This window comes from Pantoea sp. USHLN298 (assembly GCF_037149395.1).
Taxonomy (GTDB): domain Bacteria; phylum Pseudomonadota; class Gammaproteobacteria; order Enterobacterales; family Enterobacteriaceae; genus Pantoea; species Pantoea astica.
Genome location: NZ_JBBCRO010000003.1, coordinates 425,154 through 448,044, shown reverse-complemented (window position 1 = coordinate 448,044; position 22,891 = coordinate 425,154). Strand labels below are relative to the sequence as shown.

Sequence of the window (22,891 nt, the reverse complement as noted above, 5' to 3'; positions counted from 1 at the left end):
CACCCTTAAGCATAGCAGCCAGGATAAATGACGCAGGCCACACTGTAGCAATCCGTGCCGTATCAGAAGGGGTAGAGGCGGAGAAGGGCGGTGAAACCGCCGCGCGGGCGCAGAGCCACGCGGCGGAAGCGGGGATTATGAGGGCAGGTTCAGCCAGTTCTTCACCGGCAGGAAATCACGGTAGAGCGCCGCTTCAGGGGAGTCTTCCGCGGGCTGATAAGCATATTCCCAGCGCACCAGCGGCGGCATCGACATCAGGATCGATTCGGTCCGGCCACCGGTCTGCAGGCCAAACAGCGTGCCGCGATCCCACACCAGATTGAACTCCACGTAGCGGCCGCGACGATAGAGCTGGAACTGCCGTTCCCGATCGCCCCACGGATGATCTTTACGCCGTGCCACAATCGGCTGATAGGCGTCGATAAAGCCGCGGCCCACCGCCTGCATAAAACGGAAGCACTGTTCAAAGTCGGGCGTATTCAGGTCGTCAAAAAACAGGCCGCCAATGCCGCGCTGCTCATCACGATGCTTCAGGTAAAAGTAGTCGTCGCACCACTTTTTATAGCGTGGATAGATATCGTCGCCGAACGGCTGACAGAGATCGAACGCGGTCTGATGCCAGTGCAGCGCATCCTCTTCGAAGCCGTAGAACGGCGTCAGGTCAAAGCCGCCGCCAAACCACCATACCGGATCGGCACCCGGTTTCTCCGCAATAAAGAAACGCACGTTGGCATGGCTGGTGGGCACGTAGGGATTATGCGGATGGATCACCAGCGACACGCCCATCGCTTCAAAACTGCGGCCGGCCAGCTCTGGCCGGTGCGCGGTGGCTGAGGCCGGCATCTGGTCGCCATGCACGTGCGAAAAGTTGACGCCCGCCTGTTCAAACACCGCGCCGTTGCGCAGCACGCGGCTTTGTCCGCCGCCGCCGCCTGGGCGCTGCCAGCTATCTTCAGCAAAGGCTGCGCCGCCATCTTCAGCCGCCAGTCGGGTACAAATCTCATCCTGCAACGCCAGCAGGAACGCTTTTACGCGGGAAATATCAGCCATCTCTTCGCTTATCGTAAGTGTTAGTCTGCCGCGATTATACGCAAAATCTGGCGGCTTGCATGGCTGCGGCAGGCACAGCGCCATGAACGGTTAGCCGGGATCAGGCATTGCGGCGATCAAATTCGTCAAAGTAATTAACGATGCCACCGGCGATGGCGGCGGCAATTTTCTGACGAAACGCATGAGTCCCGAGCAACTGTTCTTCACGCGGATTAGTAATAAAGGAGGTTTCGACCAGCACTGAAGGAATCGACGGAGACTTCAGTACCGCAAACGCCGCCTGTTCCGTGTGCTGACTGTGCAGATGATGCACTGGCCGAATCTGATCCAGCACATGCTTGCCCAGCGTCAGGCTGTTTTTGATGGTATCGGTCTGAACCAGATCGAACAGGATTTGCTGCAGATAGTGATCCTGCTGCTGGACCTTTTCGCCGCCCAGCTTGTCGGCATCATTCTCGCGCTGCGACAGATAACGCGCCATCGAACTGCTGGCGCCGCGATTAGAGAGAGCAAAGACCGAGGCGCCATTGGCGTCCGGACTGGTGAAACCATCGGCATGGATCGACATAAACAGATGCGCGCCGTGCTGATGGGCAATCTCAACCCGCTGGTAGAGCGGAATAAAATGGTCGCTGTCGCGCGTCAGCCGGACTTCAATGTGCGGATGATTCTGTAACTCACGCTGCACATTGCCAGCAATTTCCAGCACGATATGTTTCTCTTCCGATCCCTCTTCGCCCACCGCGCCGGAGTCGATGCCGCCGTGGCCAGGGTCGAGCATCACGATGCGTTTACCTCCTTTTGCTGGCGGAGCCGGGCGCGGATGACGCGTACTGTTCTGCAGCGCGGCAGACGCCTCTTTGGCCTGAACGGCACGCGGCGATAAAATGGCCAGCGCCAGCCCGGAAAGCAGTAACTGACGACGGTGAATCAAACGTTTAAGCAATTGCATGGACAGGCCCGCTAAGAAAAATCCTGCCGATGTTATAGCGTAACGCTATGCTGGCTGCGATCTCTGAAACATTTCAGGGCATTACTTTGTATTTCAGTCCGCGAACAGAAAAATTGCGTTTTTTATTTGCTGCCAGCGAGGCGAGGGTTGCGTGCGCCGAAGAATGCGTGATAATCAGCAAATTGTGCTTAGTTGCAGGTAAAGAAGATGGAAATCCGCGCCTTCCGGCAGGAAGATTTTGAAGAAGTGATCACCTTATGGGAACGTTGCGATTTGTTACGGCCATGGAACGATCCGGAGCTGGACATCGAACGTAAAATGCATCACGACCCCGATCTTTTCCTGGTCGCTGAAGTGGGCGGCGTGGTTGTCGGTACGCTGATGGGCGGTTACGATGGTCATCGCGGCGCGGCATACTATCTGGCGGTCCATCCCGATTATCAGGGCCGTGGTTTTGCCAACGCGCTGATGAACCGGCTGGAGAAGAAACTGATTGCCCGCGGCTGTCCGAAACTGCATCTGATGATCCGTGAAGAGAACGATCAGGTGGTGGCGTTTTACGAGAAGCTCGATTATGAGCCGGTCGATGTGCTGCTCTACGGCAAGCGTCTGATTGAAGATCGTGAATATTAATCCTTCACCCGACTATCTGCCGGATGAATATGACGGCAAAGGGCAGCTGCGGCTGCCGTTTCTTTTTTGGCTGATCCTGTTGCTGCAGGCGCGTACCTGGCTGCTGCTGGTGATGGCGGGGGCCTCACGTCAGCAGGGCAACGATCTGCTGGCACTGTTTTATCCTGACTCGCAGGCGTTCTGGACTGGCCTCGCACTGGGCTTACCGGCGCTGGCGGGTCTGCTGCTGACCGGTTACCGGTCGCGCTGGCCGCGGCTATGGCAACACTGGCGTAGCGTGCTGGCGCTGTCGCTGCTGGTGAATTTACTGTGGCAGGGCGCGCAGTTTGCCCAGGGCGATCTGCTCAGTTCACCACTGCCGCTGCTGCTGACGCTGTTTGATCTGCTGGCGTTGATCTGGCTGCAAAGCAACCGTCGCCTGCGCGACTGCTTTTTGCCTGAACACCATCTTAAATAAACTTTTTGCCGCTTTGCGACTCCAATCAGTTCCGCCTTTCCGGCATCGCATTAACAGGAGTTTTCATGAAAGCTGTTCGTACCACGCTACTGATGGCCACCGTTGTGTTGAGCGGCTGTGCCAGTTCGGGTTCCGGCGCTGACCGTAGCCAGCAGGTAAGCTGGTGGAATCCGCTGAGTTATCACTGGTCTTCGGCGCTGCCGTGGAACTGGTTTGGTTCCTCACTGACCGTGACCGAGCAGGGTGTGGGTGGCGTGACCGCCTCGACCGCCATGAATGAAAGCGCCATCAATGACGGACTGAACGGGGATTACACCCTGCGTCAGGGGATGCGCAGCCACAATGGCGAAGTGGTTTCCTTCTGGCAGGCGCTGAAAGAGGGCGAGGTTAAACTGGTGGTCTACGGTCAGACACAGCCAGAACGGATTGAGGTGATGGACGGCAATATTGCCAGCGCTGATGGCAGCAAAATCGGCGATCTGTTCAGCAATAAATTCAGTAAAGCCTTCGACAACTGCACCTTAGCCAGCGGCACCGATGCGCGTGACGTGGCGTGCCGTGCGCCCGGCAGCCAGCATCTGACCTATGTCTATCATGGCGACTGGCATGGACCGGAAGGTTTGATGCCGTCAGACGATACGCTGAAAAACTGGAAGCTCAGCAAGATCGTCTGGCAACGTTAAGCGCGCCAGCGCTGTTAGCGGCGGCGGGCCGGTCATCCCCTCTCACTCCTGAATCCTCTGGCGGACGTCACGCGACGTCCGCCTCCGCTTTTGCTGAAAACGGCATAAACTTCGCCGCCGTCTTATGCTTTTTTCGACTTTGAAATCATCAAACGATATATAAAACCGTTACTGGTTTTCACAGAGTTATAAATAAACTGGTGCCTCAGCGGGTGAGATCCGCATCAAACTTTTTCAGGGTGCCAAATGACATTACAAGCGATGAAAAAAATCGTGAGCGGTCTCGCGTTGTCGCTGAGCCTGGCCGGCGCAGCTCATGCCACTGAATTACTTAACAGCTCCTACGACGTATCGCGTGAGCTGTTTGTTGCCCTGAATGCGCCCTTCATCAAGCAGTGGGATGCCAGCCATCCTGCCGATCCGCTGACCATCAAGATGTCACATGCCGGTTCCTCGAAACAGGCACTGGCGATCCTGCAGGGGCTGCGCGCCGATGTCGTGACTTACAATCAGGTCACTGACGTGCAGGTGCTGCATGATAAAGGCAACCTGATTGCGGCGGACTGGAAAAGCCGCCTGCCTAACAACAGCTCGCCGTTCTACTCCACCATGGCGTTCCTGGTGCGCAAGGGCAATCCAAAGCAGATCCATGACTGGTCTGATTTGGCCCGCAGCGACGTGAAGCTGATCTTCCCCAATCCAAAAACGTCCGGCAACGGTCGCTATACCTATCTGGCGGCCTGGGGCGCAGCGGACAAGGCTGATGGCGGCGATCAGGCCAAAACCCGCGCCTTTATGACCCAGTTCCTGAAAAATGTGGAAGTGTTCGATACCGGCGGTCGCGGCGCAACCACGACCTTTGCCGAACGTGGGCTGGGCGATGTGCTGATCAGCTTTGAGTCGGAAGTGAACAATATCCGTAATCAGTACGGTAAAGATCAGTATGAAGTGGTGGTGCCGAAAACCGACATCCTGGCGGAGTTTCCGGTGGCGTGGGTGGATAAAAATGTCGCCCATAACAACACGGCCGACGCGGCCAGCGCTTACCTGAACTATCTCTATACACCCGCCGCGCAGGCGATCATTACCCGCTATTACTATCGGGTGAACAACCCGCAACTGATGGCGGAGCAGAAGGATCGCTTCCCGCAAACCGAGCTGTTCCGGGTTGAAGAGGCGTTTGGCGGCTGGGATAAGGTCATGCAGACCCACTTCGTCAGCGGCGGTGAGCTCGACAAATTGTTAGCGGCGGGGCGCGGATAATGTTTGCAGCCAGCCAGAAACGTGTATTGCCCGGCTTTGGTATCAGCCTCGGCACCAGCCTGCTGTTTACCTGTCTGATTCTGCTGTTGCCGGTCAGTGCCGTGATTATGCAGCTGTCGCAAATGACGCTGCAACAGTACTGGGACGTGGTCACCAATCCACAGCTGATTGCCGCCTATAAAGTGACGCTGCTCTCTGCGGGTGTCGCATCACTGTTCAACGCCGTGTTCGGCATGCTGATGGCGTGGATCCTGACCCGTTATCGCTTTCCTGGCCGGACGCTGCTGGATGGCCTGATGGATCTGCCGTTCGCGCTGCCGACCGCCGTGGCGGGTCTGACGCTGGCCGGACTGTTTTCAGTTAACGGCTGGTACGGACAGTGGTTCGCACATTTTGATATCAAAATTTCCTACACCTGGATCGGCATTGCGATTGCGATGGCGTTCACCAGCATCCCGTTTGTGGTGCGTACCGTGCAGCCGGTGCTGGAGGAGTTAGGCGCGGAATATGAAGAGGCCGCGGAAACGCTCGGCGCAACGCCGTGGCAGAGCTTTCGCCGCGTGGTGCTGCCGGAAGTCGCACCCGCGCTGCTGGCCGGCACGGCGCTCTCCTTTACCCGCAGCTTGGGTGAGTTTGGCGCGGTGATTTTCATTGCCGGCAACATCGCCTGGAAAACCGAAGTGACCTCGCTGATGATTTTTGTCCGGCTGCAGGAGTTCGATTATCCGGCAGCCAGCGCTATCGCCTCGGTGATTCTGGCCGCCTCGCTGATTCTGTTGTTCGCGATTAACACATTACAGAGCCGCTTTGGCCGTCGTCTGGGAGGCCACTAATGGCAGAGGTTTCGCAACTTAATCATGCTGCCCGCCAGCCGGTCAACTGGGGCAAATGGCTGCTGATCGGTATTGGCGCGCTGGTGTCGATACTGCTGCTGGTGGTGCCGATGGCTTCGATCTTCTGGGAAGCACTGAATCAGGGGCTGATTGTCGCCCTTAGCAACCTGGCGGACCCTGACATGCTGCACGCTATCTGGCTGACCGTGATGGTGGCGCTGATTACCGTGCCGGTTAACCTGGTGTTTGGCACGCTGCTCGCCTGGCTGGTGACGCGCTTTACCTTTCCCGGACGGCAACTGCTGCTGACGCTGTTTGATATTCCGTTTGCCGTCTCACCGGTGGTCGCCGGTCTGATGTATCTGCTGTTCTGGGGCGTGAACGGTCCGGCGGGCGGCTGGCTGGATGCCCATAACATTCAGATTATGTTTGCCTGGCCTGGCATGGTGCTGGCAACGGTATTTGTCACCTGTCCGTTTGTGGTGCGTGAACTGGTGCCGGTGATGCTGAGCCAGGGCAGTCATGAAGATGAGGCAGCAGTATTGTTAGGCGCTTCCGGCTGGCAGATGTTCCGTCGCGTCACGCTGCCGAATATCCGCTGGGCGCTGCTGTATGGCATCGTGCTGACCAACGCCCGCGCGATTGGTGAATTTGGTGCGGTCTCGGTGGTATCGGGATCGATTCGCGGTGAGACCTATACCTTACCGCTTCAGATTGAATTACTGCATCAGGATTACAACACCGTTGGCGCGTTCACCGCCGCCGCGCTGTTGACGCTGATGGCAATTGTTACGCTGTTTCTGAAAAGCATTGTGCAATGGCGCTTAGCGCAACAGCACGCTCGCTTGCAACAGGAGGGAAATCATGAGCATTGAGATTAACAAGATCAACAAATCCTTTGGTCGCACGTCGGTGCTGAACGATATCTCTCTTGATATTGCCTCGGGCGAGATGGTGGCGTTACTGGGCCCGTCAGGTTCGGGGAAAACTACGCTGTTGCGCATTATTGCCGGGCTGGAACATCAGAACAGCGGTCAGATCCGTTTTCACGGTAACGATGTCAGCCGCCTCCATGCGCGCGATCGTCAGGTCGGATTTGTCTTTCAGCACTATGCGCTGTTCCGTCATATGACGGTATTCGACAACATCGCCTTTGGCCTGACCGTGCTGCCGCGCCGGGAACGTCCGTCCTCTGCGGAGATTAAGCAGCGCGTCACCCGCCTGCTGGAGATGGTACAACTGGCGCACCTGGCGAATCGCTTCCCGGCGCAGCTGTCAGGCGGTCAGAAGCAGCGTGTGGCGCTGGCGCGTGCCTTAGCCGTCGAACCGCAAATCCTGCTGCTGGATGAGCCATTTGGTGCGCTGGATGCACAGGTGCGTAAAGAGCTGCGCCGCTGGCTGCGTCAGCTGCATGAAGAGATTAAATTTACCAGCGTGTTCGTCACCCATGACCAGGAAGAGGCGATGGAAGTGGCGGATCGCGTGGTGGTGATGAGCCAGGGCAATATCGAACAGGTGGGTACCCCAGACGATGTGTGGCGCGATCCGGCGACCCGCTTTGTGCTGGAGTTCCTCGGTGAAGTAAATCGCTTTGACGGCGAGATCCAGGGCTCACAATTCCACGTCGGCGCCCATCACTGGCCGCTGGGTTATACCTCAGCGCATCAGGGAGCGGTCGAACTGTTCCTGCGTCCGTGGGAAATTGATGTCTCACGCCGTAGCAGCCTGGAAACGCCGCTGCCGGTGCAGGTACTGGAGATCAGCCCGCGCGGCCATTTCTGGCAACTGGTGGTGCAACCCACTGGCTGGCAGAGCGAGCCGTTCTCGCTGGTCTTTGAAGGCGAGCAGACCGCGCCGATCCGTGGCGAACGCCTGTTCGTTGGCCTGCAGCAGGCGCGTCTTTATCAGGGCGACACCCCGCTGCGCGCAGTTGCCTTTGCTCAGAGCGCCTGATATTTTCTCATCAACACCGGCGGGAGTGTGACTCCCGCCTTTTTTTTGCCATTTTTTTGTAATACGCCAGGAACAACACCGTGACGACTCTCGAAGATACCATCGGCAATACGCCGCTGATTAAGTTGCAGCGCCTGACGCCCGCTAACGGCAGTGAGGTGTGGCTCAAGCTGGAAGGCAATAATCCGGCGGGATCGGTCAAGGATCGCGCGGCTTGGTCGATGATCCATCAGGCAGAGCTGCGCGGCGAAATCACGCCAGGCGATCAGTTAATTGAAGCCACCAGCGGCAACACCGGCATTGCGCTGGCGATGATCGCCGCGATGAAAGGCTATCGGATGCGCCTGCTGATGCCGGACAACATGAGCCAGGAACGGCAGGATGCAATGCGTGCCTACGGTGCCGAACTGGTGCTGGTGTCGCGCGAGCAGGGAATGGAGGGCGCGCGCGACCTGGCGCAGGCGATGGCGGCACGCGGTGAAGGTCGGGTACTTGACCAGTTCAACAACCCCGACAATCCGCTGGGCCATTATCAGACCACCGGCCCCGAGCTGTGGCAACAGTCAAACCAGCGGATGACCCACTTTGTCTCCAGCATGGGCACCACCGGCACCATTACCGGCGTCGGGCGTTACCTGAAAGAGCACAATACCGGCGTGCAGGTAATCGGTTTGCAGCCCAGCGAAGGCAGCAGTATTCCGGGTATTCGCCGCTGGCCGCTGGCCTATCTGCCGGGCATTTACCGGCCTAATCTGGTGGATGATGTGATTGACATGTCGCAGCAGGAAGCGGAAGAGACGATGCGCGCACTGGCAAGACGGGAAGGGATCTTCTGCGGCGTCAGCTCTGGCGGCGCGGTTGCGGGCGCACTGCGTATCGCCGCTGCGCATCCCGGCAGCGTGGTGGTGGCGATCGCCTGCGATCGTGGCGATCGCTATCTCTCCACCGGTCTCTATCAGTAACGCTCTCTCCGCCTGAACCGGCCTGCGCGCGCGTTATCGCTGCCCGCAGGCTTTTTTTTACGTGGCCTGAAGCTGGCTGTGGTGCTAAATCTGTAAGGATCACGTAAATCAGGCTGCGCCTTTTCCCGGCACAGGACAAAATAGCGGCAATTTTGTACGAGAGATAAAAATGAAAATCCTGCTTGTAGATGATGACGTTGAATTAGGCACCATGTTAAGCCAGTACCTGATTGCCGAAGGGTTCGATGCGCAGCTGGTGTTAACCGGCAGCGCCGGTGTTCAGGGCGCGCTGTCCGGACACTATACCGCCATGATTCTGGATATCATGCTGCCCGATATGAGCGGTATCGATGTGCTGCGCCAGGTGCGACAGAACAGCCGCTTGCCGGTCATCATGCTGACCGCCAAAGGCGACAACATCGATCGGGTGATTGGCCTGGAGATGGGCGCGGATGATTACATGCCAAAACCCTGCTATCCGCGAGAACTGGTGGCCCGTCTGCGTGCGGTGCTGCGTCGTTTCGAAGAGCAGGCGCCGCAGCCTGACACCAAAGAGCCGCTGCGCTGGCGCGAGCTGACGCTGAATCCCGCTACCCGCATCACCGAATGGCAGGGTAAAGCGTTTGATTTAACGGCGTCAGAATTTAACCTGCTGGATTTGCTGCTGCGTGCGCCGGATCGGGTGGTATCGAAAGATGAGCTGTCAGAGAAGGGGCTGGGTCGTCCGCGTGAAGCCTATGACCGCAGCGTCGATGTTCATATCAGCAACATCCGTCAGAAGTTAAGCGCCTTAACCGCGGACAGCATCAATATTGAGACCGTACGCAGTATTGGTTACCGTATTCGATGAAGCAAAGCTACCGTGGACGGATGTTCTGGAAGATCCTGATCGGCTTCTGGGTGGTGTTCGTTATCATGAGCCAGTTAATCTGGCTGGGCTTTTCCCTCTCCGGTAAACGCCATGAGCCGCCTGAAATCGTCGCCATCCGTCGTACCGTCGATCTGCAAATGGCCTCGGCGGTGTCGGTGCTGGAGCGGGGCGGGCCTGACGCACTGGAAGATATGATGGCGGGCTGGGAGCCTAACGATCGCCAGTTTTTTACCGTTACCCAGCATTCCCGACCCGCACTTCAGCCCAACCTGCCCGAGCGGCTGAATTTACCGTTTCAGGGACCGATACCTGACCAGGTGGTACGCTGGGTGCACGGCGCGGATGGCAAAGAGTATGAGCTGCGTTACAACATCAAGGGTATGCGCGAAGACAGCAGCATGAATATGATGCCGCGCAAGTTCCTCAATATTCCTGAGCCGATGTTTGTCTTTGCCGGTTCGGTCGGGCTGCTGTTCAGCCTGCTGCTGGCCTGGAACCTGACCCGACCAATGCGTCAACTGCGCGAAGGTTTTTCCCGGGTCGCAGAAGGCGATCTAAGCGTGCGGCTGTTTCCCATGATGCGTAAACGGCACGACGAGATTTCCAACGTGGCGGAAGCCTTCGATGCGATGGTGGAACGGCTGGAGACGCTGGTGCGGGCGCGTGAAGAGTTGCTGCACGATATCTCCCATGAACTGCGCTCACCGCTGGCGCGGCTGCAGCTGGCCACCGGCCTGGCACGGCAGACGCCGGAAAGCGTCGGCAGTTCGCTCGATCGGATTGATGAGGAGGCGCGTCGGCTGGATAAGATGATCGGCGAGTTGTTAACCCTGTCGCGCGCTGAACATGAAAGCATTCCCGACGAGCAATACTTTGACCTGACCGGTTTACTCGATGCGGTAGTGACCGATGTCCGTTACGAGGCGCAGATCCCGGGTGTCAGGGTCGAGTTTCAGGTGGATAAAGCGGCGGATTATACCGTGCGCGGCAATGCCGAGTTGATACGACGCGGCGTTGAGAATGTGCTGCGTAATGCGCTGCGCTTTTCCCTTCCCGGTCAGCTGATTGACGTTCGTTTAAGTGCGGAGCAACAGTGGCTGGCGATTCGGGTGCGGGATCAGGGACCGGGCGTGGATGAAGAGAAGTTATCCAGCATCTTCGACCCGTTTGTACGGGTTAACTCTCCGCTGATGGGCAAAGGCTATGGTCTGGGGCTGGCAATCGTGCGTAAAGTGGTGCTGGCGCATCATGGCGACGTTAAAGCGATGAACCGACCTGATGGTGGCCTGGAACTGACGCTGCGTTTACCGCGCTGGCAGCAGCCCTGAGTTTTCCCGTCTGTCAGAAACAATAACGGCACCCGAAGGTGCCGTTATGTTTAATCAATGATGCTTACTTCCTGATGCGAATCACCGGCGTTTCGCCGACGGTGACCTGGCCAGACAGCTTAATCAATTCCTTGATTTCATCCATGTTGGAGATGACAACCGGCGTCAGGGTTGATTTTGCTTTCTCTTCCAGCAGCGGTAAATCGAACTCGATGACCACATCGCCTTTTTTGACCTTCTGGCCTTCTTCAGCGATGCGTTTGAAGCCTTCACCTTTCAGTTCAACCGTATCGATACCGAAGTGGACGAACAGCTCAATGCCGTTATCCGATTCGATTGAAAAAGCGTGGTTGGTTTCAAAAATCTTGCCAATAGTGCCATCAACAGGCGCAACCATCTTGTTGCCGCTCGGTTTGATCGCAATACCGTCGCCCACGATTTTTTCTGCAAACACCACATCTGGTACGTCTTCAATATTCACGATTTCGCCTGACAGAGGCGCTACGATATCAATTGTCCCAGCGCTATCTGTTTTTTCGCCAAAAAGTTTAGAAAACAAACCCATGATCTTCTCCTAAGCAGTAATTTGGGGCCAGCATCTCGCAGATTAGCAGAGCGTTTTTTCTTTGATGAACTTGTTAACCAGGTTCATCAAATCATCCGCTGTCGGTTGAGCCAGTGCCTGCTCCGCCAATGCCTTCGCATCTTCGAAATTAGTATTACGAATGATTTTCTTGATGCCAGGGATAGAAATGGCACTCATGCTGAACTCGTCCAGCCCCATTCCCAGTAACAGTAGTGTAGCACGTTCATCACCTGCCAGCTCACCACACATGCCAGTCCATTTGCCTTCAGCGTGAGATGCATCAATGACTTGCTTGATTAAGTTAAGCACTGACGGCGTCATTGGGTTGTACAGGTGCGAGATCAAATCATTACCACGATCGACCGCCAGAGTATACTGCGTCAGGTCGTTGGTCCCAATACTGAAGAAGTCGACTTCCTTCGCCAGATGGTGAGCAATCACGGCCGAAGCGGGGGTTTCCACCATGATGCCGACTTCGATGCTCTCATCAAACGCTTTGCCTTCTTCACGCAGCTGGGCTTTCAGCAACTCCAGTTCCGCTTTCAGGCTGCGCACTTCTTCAACCGAAATGATCATCGGGAACATAATGCGCAGTTTGCCGAAGGATGAGGCACGCAGGATAGCACGCAGCTGAGCATGCAGAATCTCTTTGCGATCCATGGCGATACGAATCGCGCGCCAGCCGAGGAACGGGTTCTCTTCTTTCGGCAGGTTCATGTACGGCAGATCTTTGTCGCCGCCGATGTCCATGGTACGCACGATAACCGCCTGCGAACCCATCGCTTCAGCCACGGCCTTGTAAGCCTGGAACTGCTCTTCTTCGCTTGGCAGCGAGTCACGGTCCATGAACAGGAACTCGGTGCGGTAGAGGCCGACGCCTTCTGCGCCGTTACGCTCAGCACCAGCGATATCGCGTACGGTACCGATGTTCGCGCATACTTCTACCTGATGACCGTCCAGCGTGACCGCGGGCAGATCTTTCAGTTTGGCTAATTCATGTTTTTCAGACAGATACTGGGTCTGTACTGCTTTCAGCTCTTCCTGAAGGGCTTCAGAAGGATTGACGTGAATAGCATTATTAACGCCATCCAGAATCAGGAAGTCGCCGTTTTTGATGTTGGCGGTGACGTTACCGGTACCGACAATCGCCGGGATCTCCAGTGAACGCGCCATGATTGAGGTGTGCGAGGTACGGCCACCCAAATCAGTAATAAAGCCCAGCACCTTTTTCAGGTTCAGCTGAGCGGTTTCTGACGGCGTTAAATCTTTGGCCACCAGAATGGATTCGTCCTGAATAGCGCTCAGGTCAACGATATGCAGACCAAGGATGTTCTGCAGCAGACGTTTACCGATGTCACGCACGTCAGCCGCACGCTCTTTCAGGTATTCGTCATCTAACTCTTCCAGCGCTTTCGCCTGGCCATCAATCACAGAGTAGGCAGCGGCGTCAGCAGAGGCGTGATCTTTTTTGATCAGGTCGATGATTTCCTGCTCCAGCTCTTCATCTTCCAGCAACATGATGTGGCCTTCGAAGATGGCGGCTTTCTCTTCACCGAGGGTTTCACCCGCTTTGACGCGAATCGCTTCCAGTTGTACTGCCGCCTTGCTGCGGCCATCGAGGAAGCGCTGAACTTCCTGCTCAACCTGGTCATCAGAAATTTTCTTGCGGTTGATGACGATCTCGTCTTCTTTCAGCAGCAGTGCTTTGCCGAAAGCGATACCTGGTGATGCTAAAATGCCTGAAATCATAACCTTACCTTTTAATCACGATGGCTGATTGGACTCTATGCGGTGCCATTGTCGCGGGACACGTACTCTACGAAAGCAATAACGCGGACAGATTGTCCGCGATCAAGATGTTTGCACTCAATGGCGCAGAGGAGTCGATTTGCTGGAAAGCTGAGCGGAAGTTACTCCAGTTCAGCCATCAGTTTAACCAGATGCTCAACTGCTTTTTGCTCGTCTTCACCTTCCGCGGAAAGGGTCACGACAGTACCCTGAGTTAAACCCAGCGTCTGCAGTTTGAACAGGCTTTTTGCGCTCGCTGATTTACCGTTAGAGGTCACGGTAATTTCTGACTGGAAAGCTTTGGCTTCTTTTACGAATTGCGCAGCTGGGCGAGTGTGCAGACCGTTTGGTGCGGTAATGGTAACTTCTTGCTGGAACATTCTATTTCCCCAACGTTATCAGGATGAGTGTTTTGGATCTAAAGTCTAGCCTGGAGCCGTCACTTTAGCCTGTGTAGGTGCGCGGGTATAGCGTCATGCTGACCAACGACGCGCATGAATGAATTTTTCAATTCCGTTGCGTGTCAAAAACGATTCTACACGTCACCGGGTAATTATGCCGTTAATCGCCGTTTCGCCAAATCCGTAAATCGATTCAGCTTGATCCACTTCAAAGAGGGATTAATTTCAGGCATCGAAATAATTGGCAGTCTAAATACCAGAGCCACGTCACTGAAATCAATCTGTCTGGTGGTGAAAGTGAGATCTGCACCACAAAAAAGCACCCATTCGGGTGCTTTTTTCTCCATTTTCAGACTTCCGTCCGTTACTGCTGCAGCTCTTTTTCGGTAAAGAGATCGGCAAATAGGGCGGTACTCAGGTAGCGTTCGCCGGAAGAGGGGAGAATCACCACGATGTTCTTATTGGCGAAGGCTTCATCTTCCTGCAGCTTCAGTGCCGCAGCTACCGCAGCGCCGGATGAGATACCGGCCAGGATACCTTCTTCTTCCATCAGCTGACGCGCGGTACTGATAGCCTCTTCGTTGCTGATGGCAATCACCCGATCGATCAGGTTCAGGTCAAGGTTACCCGGAATGAAACCGGCACCGATGCCCTGAATTTTATGCGGGCCGGGCTTGATTTCATCACCGGCCAGCGCCTGGGCAATTACAGGGGAATCAGTGGGTTCAACCGCCACTGAAATCAAATCCTTCTTGCCTTTGGTGTTCTTGATGTAGCGGCTCACGCCGGTCAGCGTACCGCCGGTGCCAACGCCGGCAATGAACACATCGACTTCGCCATCGGTGTCTTCCCAGATTTCGGGTCCGGTGGTTTTTTCATGAATTTCGGGGTTCGCCGGGTTGCTGAACTGCTGCAGCAGCACATATTTATCCGGATTACTGGCAACAATCTCTTCGGCTTTGCCGATAGCGCCTTTCATGCCCTTGGCGCCTTCGGTCAGCACCAGCTGTGCGCCCAGCGCTTTCAGCAATTTACGGCGCTCGACTGACATGGTTTCCGGCATGGTCAGCGTCAGTTTGTAACCGCGCGCGGCCGCCACATAGGCCAGCGCGATACCGGTGTTACCGCTGGTCGGTTCAACCAGCTCAACGCCCGGTTTCAGAATGCCACGTTTCTCTGCGTCCCAAATCATATTGGCACCGATACGGCATTTTACGCTGAAGCTCGGGTTACGGGATTCAACTTTCGCAAGGATGCGGCCGTTACCGATGCGGTTCAGGCGAACCAGCGGCGTATGACCAATTGTCAAAGAGTTGTCTTCATAGATCTTACTCATAGCCTGCCCTTAACTGTATGAATTATTGGGAACCCTCTGAGCATACCTGTTCTGCCTGGGTGCGGAAGGAAAGAAATCGCATATCTATATTTCAGCCGGCAATAAGCCCTGCAAAAAAGAGCATAAGGCCAGCTGACGCTGTCAGCGCTGGCCAGTGCGGGCCAGCTGCAGCCGATAGCGATCAACCCACATTGCCGTAGCGCCGCACACAGCCACCGGCATGATGGCGAGGTTAAGAATCGGAATCATCGTGAACAGACTAATCAGGGCGCCAAACTGCATGTTAGCGGTTTTGTGCTGCCGCAAAGCGTTGCGCATCTGCTGGAAAGGCACTTTATGGTTATCGAACGGATAGTCGCAATATTGCACTGACAGCATCCAGGCGCTGAACAGGAACCACAGTACCGGCGCAACGGTCTGGCCGAAGCCGGGAATAAAATAGAGCAGCAGCAGACCGACGGCGCGCGGCAGGTAGTAGCCCAGCTTTTGCAGCTCACGCTTCATAATGCGCGGCACATCCTTAATCAGACCGATCCAGCCGCTGTCGGGAAGGGGCTTACCGGTGAGACGCCCTTCGAGCTGCTCAGCCAGCAGGCCGCAGAATGGGGCCGCGATCAGGTTCGCCAGCGTCGAGAAGAAGTAGCTGAATACCAGCACAATCGCAATCACTGACAGCGGCCACAACAGATAGCTCAGCCACTGTAACCACTCCGGGATCGACGCCATCAGTCGTGGGATCCAGTCGCCGAGGCGATAAAACAGCCAGATAAACGCGCCGCCCAGCATAACGATGTTAATCAGCAATGGCATCACCACAAAACGCCGGATGCCAGGTAAACGCACCAGTTTCCAGCCCTGACTAAAGTAGTGCACACCGTTAAAATTTGAGACGGGATTCTCAAGGGCCATAAAGCCAACTCTCCTGAAGATGTTAAGGCGCGCCTACTATAACCTGGCTTTTTCTGCTGACAATCTGCCGTTTGGGTAAAAAAGCAGCGAGAAAGCATCGATAGGCTATCTTATTTGTCAGAAAAATCCTGTACAGACTTGCACTTGTCTGGCAGGGCAAATACAGTTAGAGGATAAAGTTTGCCGCGGTGGCAAGGTATTGGAACAACAGAGAATACAATGATGCAGGATTTGCGTCTGATATTAATCGTTGTTGGTGCGATCGCCATTATAGCGCTCCTTCTTCACGGGCTGTGGACCAGCCGAAAAGAGCGCTCGTCAATGTTCCGCGATCGCCCGCACAAACGTCTTAAACAACGTGATGAACATGATGAGCAGGATCTGATTGACGACGAGGACGACGGCGTCGGTGAGGTCCGTGTACGCCCTGAGCGTTCGGCTCATCAGGAACCGCGTTTTGATGAAGTTCGCGATTCACAGCCACAAGCGCCGCGTAAAGCCGCGCCTGCTGAGCCTGTGCGTCAACCCGCACCGCGACCTGCACCGCAGTCTGAACCTGAGAGCGATCCGCTGTTCGATACGGCGCCACAGCCTAAACCACAGCCGCGCCCGGAGCCGGTTCGTCAGCCGCAGCCCGCGCCGACCTTTGTCGCACCGCCGGTACAGGCTGACCCGCTGCTGGATTCAGACCCACTGGAATCGGTGCAGCCGGAACCGCTGTATCAGGCTGAGCCAGAGCCACAGTCTGAAATCATTGCCGCGCCAGCGCCTGAAACCAAAGCGCCAGCCGAGAAGCCGAAAGAGGCAGTACTGGTACTGCATGTGGCCGCACACTCCGGTGGCGAACTGAACGGTGAAGCGCTGCTGCAGGGCATTCTGCAGGCGGGCTTCCAGTTTGGCGAAATGAACATTTTCCATCGTCATCTCAGCCCGGCAGGCAGCGGCCCGGTGCTGTTTAGCCTGGCCAACATGGTTAAGCCAGGTTCGTTCAATCCTGACCTGATGACCGACTTCAGCACGCCTGGCATCTCTATCTTTATGATGGTGCCGTCGTACGGTGATGCGAATCAGAACTTCAAGCTGATGTTACAGTCGGCGCAGCGTATCGCAGATGATGTTGGCGGTGTGGTGCTGGATGATGAGCGCCGGATGATGACACCACAGAAGCTGGAAACCTACAAAGCGCGTATTCGCGATGTGGTCGGCGTCTGAGACCTGCGCTAACGGTTATCTGAATTGTTAAAACAAACCCCCGCCTGTCGGGGGTTTTTTATCTGATGGGGCTTTATGAAATCCGTCCAGGATCAAATCACCGAACTGCGCACTACGTTGCGCCATCATGAATACCTCTATCACGTTATGGATGCCCCGGAAATCCCGGACGCCGAGTACGATCGTCTGATGCGCGAACTGCGCCAGATGGAAGAGGCGCATCCCGAACTGATTACCCCTGACTCACCCACTCAGCGGGTCGGGGCCGCGCCGCTGACGGTGTTCGAGCAGGTGCGACACGAAGTTCCGATGCTGTCACTGGATAACGCCTTTGATGAAGCAACCTTTCTGGCCTTCAACAAACGGGTGCAGGATCGACTGAAAAACAGTGACGACATCACCTACTGCTGCGAACTCAAGCTGGATGGACTGGCGGTCAGCCTGCTGTATGAAAACGGTTTGCTGGTTCGGGCCGCAACGCGCGGTGATGGTACGACTGGCGAGAATATTACCGCCAACGTGCGCACCATTCGCGCCATCCCGCTGCGGCTGAAAGGTGACAACATCCCGGCGCGACTGGAAGTGCGCGGTGAAGTGTTTATGACCCAGCGCGGCTTTGAAAAGCTGAATGAGGAAGCGCGTCGCACCGATGGCAAAGTCTTTGCCAACCCGCGTAATGCGGCAGCCGGATCGCTGCGCCAGCTTGATCCCCGCATCACCGCTAAGCGTCCGCTCACCTTCTTCTGCTACGGCTTTGGCCTGCTGGAAGGCGGCGAGATCCCGCATAGCCACATGGCGCGGCTGCAACAGTTTAAAGCCTGGGGATTGCCGGTCAGCGACCGGATTCGTCTGGCGCACAACGCGGAAGAGGCACTGGCTTTTTATCGTGAGATTGAGCAACAGCGTCCCGCGCTCGGTTTTGATATCGATGGCGTGGTCATCAAAGTCGATTCACAGGCGTTGCAGGAGCAGCTGGGCTTTGTTGCGCGCGCGCCACGCTGGGCCATCGCCTTTAAGTTTCCGGCTCAGGAGCAGATGACCTGGGTCCGTGACGTTGAGTTTCAGGTCGGGCGTACCGGCGCGATTACTCCGGTGGCGCGACTGGAGCCGGTTCAGGTGGCGGGTGTCATCGTCAGTAATGCCACGCTGCATAACGCCGATGAAATTGAGCGACTGGGCTTACGCATTGGCGACCGGGTGGTGATTCGCCGGGCGGGCGATGTGATCCCGCAGGTGGTCAATGTGGTGGTGACGGAACGTCCCGATGATGCGCGCGAAGTGGTGTTTCCGGCGCATTGCCCGGTCTGTGGTTCGGATGTTGAGCGGGTAGAAGGTGAATCCGTTACGCGCTGTACCGGTGGACTGATCTGCGGCGCCCAGCGTAAAGAGGCGCTGAAGCACTTCGTTTCGCGCCGGGCGATGGACGTTGACGGCATGGGCGATAAGATTATCGACCAGCTGGTAGAAAAAGAGTATGTCAAAACCCCGGCCGACCTGTTCCGTCTGACCGCCGGTCTGCTGACGGGCCTTGACCGGATGGGCCCGAAGTCGGCGCAGAACGTGGTGGATGCGCTGGAGAAAGCGAAGTCGACCACGCTGGCGCGGTTCCTGTATGCGCTCGGTATCCGCGAAGTGGGTGAAGCCACCGCCGCTAATCTGGCGAACCATTTTGGTGAACTGGAAAAAGTGATGGATGCCGATCTGGACGCGCTGATCGCGGTACAGGATGTCGGCAAGGTGGTCGCGTCCCACGTGCGAAACTTTATGGAAGAGGAGAGCAACCGCGAGGTGATCCGCCAGCTGGTCGACGAGATTGGCATTCACTGGCCGCCGGTGGTGGTGGTGAGAGCGGAAGAGATCAACAGCCCGTTTGCCGGTAAAACCGTGGTGCTGACTGGCTCGCTGTCGCAGATGAACCGTGATGACGCTAAAGCGCAGTTGACGGCGCTGGGTGCGAAGGTGAGCGGAAGCGTGTCAAAGAAAACCGATCTGCTGATTGCCGGTGAAGCGGCCGGTTCTAAGCTGGCAAAAGCGCAGGAACTGGGGATTGAAGTGATCGATGAAGCGGAAATGATCCGCCTGCTGGGTGCCTGAAATGGATAAGCACCAGCTGGTGGCTATTGCCAATACCGCGATGCCTTTTGGCAAGTACAAAGGGCGGATGCTGATCGATCTGCCTGAGCCTTATCTGCTGTGGTTTGCCCGCAGCGGAGATTTTCCGTCAGGCCCGCTCGGTGAACTGATGCAACTGACGCTGGCGATCAAAATCGAAGGCCTTGAAGGGTTAGTGAAACCGCTCAAGGCCGCTGACTGAAACCAGCCCGCGCCGGCGGGCTGTTTTTTACTTCTGTGACTCCATCACCGAGGCTTTAACCTGCTGAGCCTGTTGCTTCTCACCACTCTTCTTATAGCGTCCGGCGATAAACGAACAGACCATCAACTGAACCTGATGGAAAATCATCAGCGGCAGGACAATGATCCCTACCGTGCTGGCCGGAAACAGAATATTCGCCATCGGGACGCCGTTCGCCAGGCTCTTCTTCGAGCCACAAAACAGCACCACAATTTCGTCGGCGCGCTTAAAGCGGAACAGACGAGATGCCAGCAGGTTGATCAGCAGCACCGCGACCAGCAACAGCACCGATCCCGCCAGAATCCACAGCAGCGTAACCACCCCAACTCGATGCCAGATGCCATTCACGACCGCTTCACTGAAGGCTGAGTAGACCACCAGCAGAATCGATGTCTGATCGGTTTTACCAATCAGGCTGCGGTGTTTCTCAATCCAGCCGCCAATCCAGCGGCGGGAAAGGTGTCCGAGGATAAAGGGCACCATTAACTGCAGCATGATCTTCCCGATCTGTTCAAGACCATCGGTCGGAGCGCTGCTATGCACATCCATCACCAGATTAACCAGCAGCGGAGAGATGAAGACGCCCAGCAGACTGGAGGCGGAAGCGCTGCACACTGCCGCTGCCACGTTGCCGCCCGCGATAGAGGTAAAGGCGATGGCTGACTGCACGGTAGCAGGCAAAATGCAGAGATAAATAAAGCCGGTGTAGATTTCCGGGCCAACGTTAACCGGATGCCACCAGACCAGCAGCAAGCCCAGCGCCGGGAACAGCACAAAGGTGCTGAACATAATCCACAGATGCAGCTGCCAGTGGCTGCTGCCCGCAATGATTTTTTCACGCGAAAGTTTGGCACCGTGCATGAAGAACAGCAGCGCAATAGCGGCAGTGGCGAGATAGTCGAAGATATCGACATAGATGCCTTTCGCGGGCAGGAACGTGGCCAGCAATACGGTGATGATGAGTTTCACCATCATCGGATCGAGCTTTAAAAATCCCATTGTTAAAGTCCGGTTAAATATTGAATGGTAATGATTGTGCGCGAAGCGGGTTTAGAAATAAAATTGATTTATTGAATTAATCTATGAGCTAAATCGATGAATTACACCCTGCGCCAGCTGCGAACCTTTATTGCGGTCGCCCATCACGGCGGTTTCAGTCAGGCCGGACAGGCGATCGGCCTGAGCCAGTCGGCGGTCAGTCACAGTATCAAAGAGCTGGAAGCGGAGATTGGCGTACGCCTGCTGGACCGCACCACCCGGGAAGTGATGCTGACCGAAGCCGGACAGCAGCTGGCGACACGGATGGAGCGATTGCTGGAGGAGATCAATACCACGCTGCTGGATATCCGCAGTTACGGCGAGCAGCGCAGCGGCACGGTACGGCTGGCGGCCAGCCAGACCATTTCAGCCCATCTGGTGCCGCAATGCCTGGCGGCCAGTCAGCAACATTTTCCCGATATCAAAGTGATACTCCACGATCGCGCCCAGCAGTGGGTATTGCAAAGCGTGCGCAACGCCGAGGTCGATTTTGGCATCATCATTGGTCCGCTCAGCGATGCCGATTTCGATTACCTCGCCATTCTCGACGAGCCCTTTCTGCTGCTCTGCCGCGATGACGATCCGCTGGCGCAGGTTGAACAGCCGCAATGGTCCATGCTGGAGGGCCGCACGATGGTGCTACAGGATTACGCGTCAGGGAGTCGGGTATTGATTGATGCAGCGATGCAGCAGCAGCAGATTCATGTCGAGGTGGTGCAGGATATTGGGCATCCCGCCACGCTATTCCCAATGGTTGAGGCAGGGATCGGCATCAGCATTTTACCGGCGCTGGCTTTGCCGCTGCCGGCCGGGCGAGCGTTGACGGTGAGGCGTTTGTATCCGGAGATCAATCGCAGCCTGATGCTGATTAAACGCAAAAATCGCTCGCTGACGCCTGCCGCTGAAGCGATCTGGCAAGAGGTGCGCCAGCAGGCAGCGCTGCTGGCGCAACAACGCGCGGTCAGACCGGCGTTTTAGATATAGACGTCCAGCTGGTTAGCGTCAGTGGGACGATTAACCCCGTCCGCTTTGATTTCACCGGTCTGGCTGCTGCTGTCACTTTTCTGCTCAGCCTGTTCAGCTTGCTTCTGTTGCAACTGCGCAATCTGCGCCTCCAGCATGGTGATCTGCGATTCATACATCTGCTGCATTTCAGCTTTCTGTTTGTCCGTCAGATCGGCGTTGCCGGAGAGATCTTTGAGTTGTTTAGTGATGTTCTGAATCTGTTTACTCAGCGCGGCCACCTGCGACGCTACACTGCCGCCGCCGCTGTCACCGCCACTGACTGCACTGCTTAAAATCCCGGATATTGATGACATCATTTTCTCCCTGCAATTAGTCAATAACGTTATCGGCGTGCAGGAAAATGACTTGAGAAGAAAAGTGTCAGGGTGGGGGGAAAAGAGCGGCACGGGCAGAGTAGGGTGAGATGAGTGCGGGTGATGCTGTCGCATCAGCCTGAATCGCTGCCGGCGATTCAGTCGAACCTGCGGCAGTTTCTCATCCCGCACGTTCAGCGCTGTGCCCTGAAAACGAAAAAAGCGCCATAAAGGCGCTTTATTCTGAATTGGTGGGTCGTGCAGGATAAGCCTCGGCCCGTCCGGGGCCTCGCCCTGCGGGTGATGCTGTCGCATCAGCCTGAATCGCTCCCGGCGATTCAGTCGAACCTGCGGCAGTTTCTCATCCGGCACGTTCAGCGCTGTGCCACAGAAACGAAAAAAGCGCCATAAAGGCGCTTTATTCTGAATTGGTGGGTCGTGCAGGATTCGAACCTGCGACCAATTGATTAAAAGTCAACTGCTCTACCAACTGAGCTAACGACCCGAAGTGGTGGGTGATGACGGGCTCGAACCGCCGACCCCCTCCTTGTAAGGGAGATGCTCTACCAACTGAGCTAATCACCCACTTCGTACTGCTTAACAGGCGTGTATCACACTAAGATATGGTGGGTGATGACGGGTTCGAACCGCCGACCCCCTCCTTGTAAGGGAGATGCTCTACCAACTGAGCTAATCACCCATATCTTATATCCTGTTCACTGCGGGCCACTGGTTTAGAGTGGTGGGTGATGACGGGCTCGAACCGCCGACCCCCTCCTTGTAAGGGAGATGCTCTACCAACTGAGCTAATCACCCCCGCTGTGTGGAGTCGCATTATAGGGATAGTAGATTTTGAGTCAACGCTTTTTAAAACATAAATGTGCGTTCGGTTTATTTTTAAACATCCTGTCGCGCTTTTAGTCAATGTGCTGGTTTTACTGGCAGAAAAGGCCCTTTTCCTGGG

24 protein-coding genes, 4 tRNA genes and 1 other RNA gene are annotated in these 22,891 nt (G+C 56.0%); 14 read left to right on the top strand and 15 right to left on the bottom strand.

Features of this window, described 5'->3' with window-relative positions; all coding sequences use genetic code 11:
* Window positions 1-135: 135 nt before the first annotated feature.
* Window positions 136-1,050 (bottom strand): oxygen-dependent coproporphyrinogen oxidase, encoded by a 915-nt coding sequence (gene hemF / locus WFK59_RS10010; protein ID WP_233987434.1) that lies wholly within the window; start codon window positions 1,048-1,050, stop codon window positions 136-138.
* A gap of 100 nt (window positions 1,051-1,150) precedes the next feature.
* Window positions 1,151-2,002 (bottom strand): N-acetylmuramoyl-L-alanine amidase AmiA, encoded by an 852-nt coding sequence (gene amiA, locus WFK59_RS10005; protein WP_233987435.1) that lies wholly within the window; start codon window positions 2,000-2,002, stop codon window positions 1,151-1,153.
* 207 nt (window positions 2,003-2,209) lie between these two features.
* Here amiA and WFK59_RS10000 point away from each other — a divergent pair, with 207 nt between their 5' ends.
* The 10 genes from WFK59_RS10000 to WFK59_RS09955 all read left to right on the top strand — a co-directional run bounded on the left by WFK59_RS10000 (window position 2,210) and on the right by WFK59_RS09955 (window position 10,985).
* On the top strand, window positions 2,210-2,635 hold the full coding sequence (locus WFK59_RS10000; RefSeq protein ID WP_233987436.1) for a GNAT family acetyltransferase: 426 nt from the start codon (window positions 2,210-2,212) through the stop codon (window positions 2,633-2,635).
* Window positions 2,625-3,092, top strand: coding sequence for a DUF2919 family protein (locus tag WFK59_RS09995; RefSeq protein ID WP_233987437.1), 468 nt, complete (start codon window positions 2,625-2,627; stop codon window positions 3,090-3,092). The genes WFK59_RS10000 and WFK59_RS09995 overlap by 11 nt, the downstream gene beginning before the upstream one ends.
* 65 nt (window positions 3,093-3,157) lie before the next feature.
* A complete protein-coding gene (locus tag WFK59_RS09990; RefSeq protein WP_233987438.1) occupies window positions 3,158-3,775 on the top strand; it encodes an RpoE-regulated lipoprotein in 618 nt (205 codons plus the stop codon).
* Window positions 3,776-4,021: 246 nt separating this feature from the next.
* Complete coding sequence (locus WFK59_RS09985) at window positions 4,022-5,038, top strand: sulfate ABC transporter substrate-binding protein (RefSeq protein WP_293003029.1); 1,017 nt, start codon at window positions 4,022-4,024, stop codon at window positions 5,036-5,038.
* The gene (cysT, locus tag WFK59_RS09980) at window positions 5,038-5,871 is read left to right on the top strand and encodes a sulfate/thiosulfate ABC transporter permease CysT (RefSeq protein WP_336755706.1); all 834 of its coding nucleotides are present in this window, start codon (window positions 5,038-5,040) and stop codon (window positions 5,869-5,871) included. The genes WFK59_RS09985 and cysT overlap by 1 nt, the downstream gene beginning before the upstream one ends.
* Window positions 5,871-6,746 (top strand): sulfate/thiosulfate ABC transporter permease CysW, encoded by an 876-nt coding sequence (gene cysW / locus WFK59_RS09975; RefSeq protein ID WP_336755705.1) that lies wholly within the window; start codon window positions 5,871-5,873, stop codon window positions 6,744-6,746. Before cysT ends, cysW begins: the two co-directional genes overlap by 1 nt.
* The gene (cysA, locus tag WFK59_RS09970; RefSeq protein WP_233987442.1) at window positions 6,736-7,824 is read left to right on the top strand and encodes a sulfate/thiosulfate ABC transporter ATP-binding protein CysA; all 1,089 of its coding nucleotides are present in this window, start codon (window positions 6,736-6,738) and stop codon (window positions 7,822-7,824) included. Before cysW ends, cysA begins: the two co-directional genes overlap by 11 nt.
* An 80-nt stretch (window positions 7,825-7,904) precedes the next feature.
* Entirely contained in the window at window positions 7,905-8,786 is an 882-nt protein-coding gene (cysM, locus tag WFK59_RS09965) for a cysteine synthase CysM (protein WP_233987443.1), read from the top strand.
* A gap of 169 nt (window positions 8,787-8,955) precedes the next feature.
* Window positions 8,956-9,636: a response regulator transcription factor gene (locus tag WFK59_RS09960; RefSeq protein WP_233987444.1), complete on the top strand. Its 681-nt coding sequence runs from the start codon at window positions 8,956-8,958 to the stop codon at window positions 9,634-9,636.
* On the top strand, window positions 9,633-10,985 hold the full coding sequence (locus tag WFK59_RS09955) for an ATP-binding protein (protein ID WP_233987445.1): 1,353 nt from the start codon (window positions 9,633-9,635) through the stop codon (window positions 10,983-10,985). Before WFK59_RS09960 ends, WFK59_RS09955 begins: the two co-directional genes overlap by 4 nt.
* A gap of 64 nt (window positions 10,986-11,049) precedes the next feature.
* On the opposite strand, the gene crr is transcribed toward WFK59_RS09955, so the two are convergent.
* From crr to cysZ, 6 genes are all read right to left on the bottom strand, one after another.
* A complete protein-coding gene (gene crr, locus WFK59_RS09950; protein WP_008926530.1) occupies window positions 11,050-11,550 on the bottom strand; it encodes a PTS glucose transporter subunit IIA in 501 nt (166 codons plus the stop codon).
* A gap of 42 nt (window positions 11,551-11,592) precedes the next feature.
* Window positions 11,593-13,320, bottom strand: coding sequence for a phosphoenolpyruvate-protein phosphotransferase PtsI (ptsI, locus tag WFK59_RS09945; RefSeq protein WP_233987446.1), 1,728 nt, complete (start codon window positions 13,318-13,320; stop codon window positions 11,593-11,595).
* A gap of 161 nt (window positions 13,321-13,481) precedes the next feature.
* Entirely contained in the window at window positions 13,482-13,739 is a 258-nt protein-coding gene (gene ptsH, locus WFK59_RS09940; protein ID WP_003848868.1) for a phosphocarrier protein Hpr, read from the bottom strand.
* Window positions 13,740-13,912: 173 nt separating this feature from the next.
* Window positions 13,913-14,107, bottom strand: coding sequence for a hypothetical protein (locus WFK59_RS09935; RefSeq protein WP_233987447.1), 195 nt, complete (start codon window positions 14,105-14,107; stop codon window positions 13,913-13,915).
* 17 nt (window positions 14,108-14,124) lie between these two features.
* Window positions 14,125-15,096, bottom strand: coding sequence for a cysteine synthase A (gene cysK / locus WFK59_RS09930; RefSeq protein WP_233987448.1), 972 nt, complete (start codon window positions 15,094-15,096; stop codon window positions 14,125-14,127).
* Window positions 15,097-15,237: 141 nt separating this feature from the next.
* Window positions 15,238-16,005 (bottom strand): sulfate transporter CysZ, encoded by a 768-nt coding sequence (cysZ, locus tag WFK59_RS09925; protein ID WP_233987449.1) that lies wholly within the window; start codon window positions 16,003-16,005, stop codon window positions 15,238-15,240.
* Between the two features lie 219 nt (window positions 16,006-16,224).
* On the opposite strand from cysZ, the gene zipA reads away from it, so the two are divergent.
* The 3 genes from zipA (at window position 16,225) to WFK59_RS09910 (ending at window position 19,531) form a co-directional block, all read left to right on the top strand.
* On the top strand, window positions 16,225-17,217 hold the full coding sequence (gene zipA, locus WFK59_RS09920; protein WP_336755704.1) for a cell division protein ZipA: 993 nt from the start codon (window positions 16,225-16,227) through the stop codon (window positions 17,215-17,217).
* Window positions 17,218-17,292: 75 nt separating this feature from the next.
* On the top strand, window positions 17,293-19,311 hold the full coding sequence (gene ligA / locus WFK59_RS09915) for an NAD-dependent DNA ligase LigA (protein ID WP_336755703.1): 2,019 nt from the start codon (window positions 17,293-17,295) through the stop codon (window positions 19,309-19,311).
* Between the two features lies 1 nt (window position 19,312).
* Window positions 19,313-19,531 (top strand): DUF3820 family protein, encoded by a 219-nt coding sequence (locus WFK59_RS09910; protein ID WP_233987452.1) that lies wholly within the window; start codon window positions 19,313-19,315, stop codon window positions 19,529-19,531.
* A 27-nt stretch (window positions 19,532-19,558) separates the two neighbouring features.
* On the opposite strand, the gene WFK59_RS09905 is transcribed toward WFK59_RS09910, so the two are convergent.
* Window positions 19,559-20,569 carry a bile acid:sodium symporter family protein gene (locus tag WFK59_RS09905; RefSeq protein ID WP_233987453.1) on the bottom strand — a complete coding sequence of 337 codons (1,011 nt, stop codon included), beginning with the start codon at window positions 20,567-20,569 and terminating at the stop codon, window positions 19,559-19,561.
* A gap of 96 nt (window positions 20,570-20,665) precedes the next feature.
* Here WFK59_RS09905 and WFK59_RS09900 point away from each other — a divergent pair, with 96 nt between their 5' ends.
* Window positions 20,666-21,586: a LysR family transcriptional regulator gene (locus tag WFK59_RS09900; RefSeq protein WP_336755702.1), complete on the top strand. Its 921-nt coding sequence runs from the start codon at window positions 20,666-20,668 to the stop codon at window positions 21,584-21,586.
* On the opposite strand, the gene WFK59_RS09895 is transcribed toward WFK59_RS09900, so the two are convergent.
* The 6 genes from WFK59_RS09895 to WFK59_RS09870 all read right to left on the bottom strand — a co-directional run bounded on the left by WFK59_RS09895 (window position 21,583) and on the right by WFK59_RS09870 (window position 22,743).
* Window positions 21,583-21,927, bottom strand: coding sequence for a FlxA-like family protein (locus WFK59_RS09895; protein ID WP_336755701.1), 345 nt, complete (start codon window positions 21,925-21,927; stop codon window positions 21,583-21,585). The genes WFK59_RS09900 and WFK59_RS09895 overlap by 4 nt on opposite strands.
* Before the next feature lie 249 nt (window positions 21,928-22,176).
* A non-coding RNA gene (locus WFK59_RS09890) (RtT sRNA) lies at window positions 22,177-22,313 on the bottom strand.
* Window positions 22,314-22,356: 43 nt separating this feature from the next.
* Window positions 22,357-22,432, bottom strand: a tRNA-Lys gene (locus WFK59_RS09885).
* A gap of 4 nt (window positions 22,433-22,436) precedes the next feature.
* Window positions 22,437-22,512: transfer RNA gene (locus WFK59_RS09880), tRNA-Val, on the bottom strand.
* Window positions 22,513-22,551: 39 nt separating this feature from the next.
* Window positions 22,552-22,627: transfer RNA gene (locus WFK59_RS09875), tRNA-Val, on the bottom strand.
* A gap of 40 nt (window positions 22,628-22,667) precedes the next feature.
* Window positions 22,668-22,743 (bottom strand) — tRNA-Val (locus WFK59_RS09870).
* Window positions 22,744-22,891: the final 148 nt, after the last annotated feature.

Bases quoted from the DNA above. Each gene is read 5' to 3' on its own strand.
- amiA (WP_233987435.1), bottom strand. From the start codon at position 2,002: ATGCAATTGCTTAAACGTTTGATTCACCGTCGTCAGTTACTGCTTTCC.
- WFK59_RS09985 (WP_293003029.1), top strand. From the start codon at position 4,022: ATGACATTACAAGCGATGAAAAAAATCGTGAGCGGTCTCGCGTTGTCG.
- crr (WP_008926530.1), bottom strand. From the start codon at position 11,550: ATGGGTTTGTTTTCTAAACTTTTTGGCGAAAAAACAGATAGCGCTGGG.
- zipA (WP_336755704.1), top strand. From the start codon at position 16,225: ATGATGCAGGATTTGCGTCTGATATTAATCGTTGTTGGTGCGATCGCC.
- ptsI (WP_233987446.1), bottom strand. From the start codon at position 13,320: ATGATTTCAGGCATTTTAGCATCACCAGGTATCGCTTTCGGCAAAGCA.
- WFK59_RS09900 (WP_336755702.1), top strand. From the start codon at position 20,666: ATGAATTACACCCTGCGCCAGCTGCGAACCTTTATTGCGGTCGCCCAT.
- WFK59_RS09905 (WP_233987453.1), bottom strand. From the start codon at position 20,569: ATGGGATTTTTAAAGCTCGATCCGATGATGGTGAAACTCATCATCACC.
- cysT (WP_336755706.1), top strand. From the start codon at position 5,038: ATGTTTGCAGCCAGCCAGAAACGTGTATTGCCCGGCTTTGGTATCAGC.
- WFK59_RS10000 (WP_233987436.1), top strand. From the start codon at position 2,210: ATGGAAATCCGCGCCTTCCGGCAGGAAGATTTTGAAGAAGTGATCACC.
- ptsH (WP_003848868.1), bottom strand. From the start codon at position 13,739: ATGTTCCAGCAAGAAGTTACCATTACCGCACCAAACGGTCTGCACACT.
- WFK59_RS09935 (WP_233987447.1), bottom strand. From the start codon at position 14,107: ATGGAGAAAAAAGCACCCGAATGGGTGCTTTTTTGTGGTGCAGATCTC.
- WFK59_RS09990 (WP_233987438.1), top strand. From the start codon at position 3,158: ATGAAAGCTGTTCGTACCACGCTACTGATGGCCACCGTTGTGTTGAGC.
- cysW (WP_336755705.1), top strand. From the start codon at position 5,871: ATGGCAGAGGTTTCGCAACTTAATCATGCTGCCCGCCAGCCGGTCAAC.
- WFK59_RS09910 (WP_233987452.1), top strand. From the start codon at position 19,313: ATGGATAAGCACCAGCTGGTGGCTATTGCCAATACCGCGATGCCTTTT.
- WFK59_RS09895 (WP_336755701.1), bottom strand. From the start codon at position 21,927: ATGTCATCAATATCCGGGATTTTAAGCAGTGCAGTCAGTGGCGGTGAC.
- ligA (WP_336755703.1), top strand. From the start codon at position 17,293: ATGAAATCCGTCCAGGATCAAATCACCGAACTGCGCACTACGTTGCGC.
- WFK59_RS09960 (WP_233987444.1), top strand. From the start codon at position 8,956: ATGAAAATCCTGCTTGTAGATGATGACGTTGAATTAGGCACCATGTTA.
- cysK (WP_233987448.1), bottom strand. From the start codon at position 15,096: ATGAGTAAGATCTATGAAGACAACTCTTTGACAATTGGTCATACGCCG.
- hemF (WP_233987434.1), bottom strand. From the start codon at position 1,050: ATGGCTGATATTTCCCGCGTAAAAGCGTTCCTGCTGGCGTTGCAGGAT.
- cysA (WP_233987442.1), top strand. From the start codon at position 6,736: ATGAGCATTGAGATTAACAAGATCAACAAATCCTTTGGTCGCACGTCG.
- WFK59_RS09955 (WP_233987445.1), top strand. From the start codon at position 9,633: ATGAAGCAAAGCTACCGTGGACGGATGTTCTGGAAGATCCTGATCGGC.
- cysZ (WP_233987449.1), bottom strand. From the start codon at position 16,005: ATGGCCCTTGAGAATCCCGTCTCAAATTTTAACGGTGTGCACTACTTT.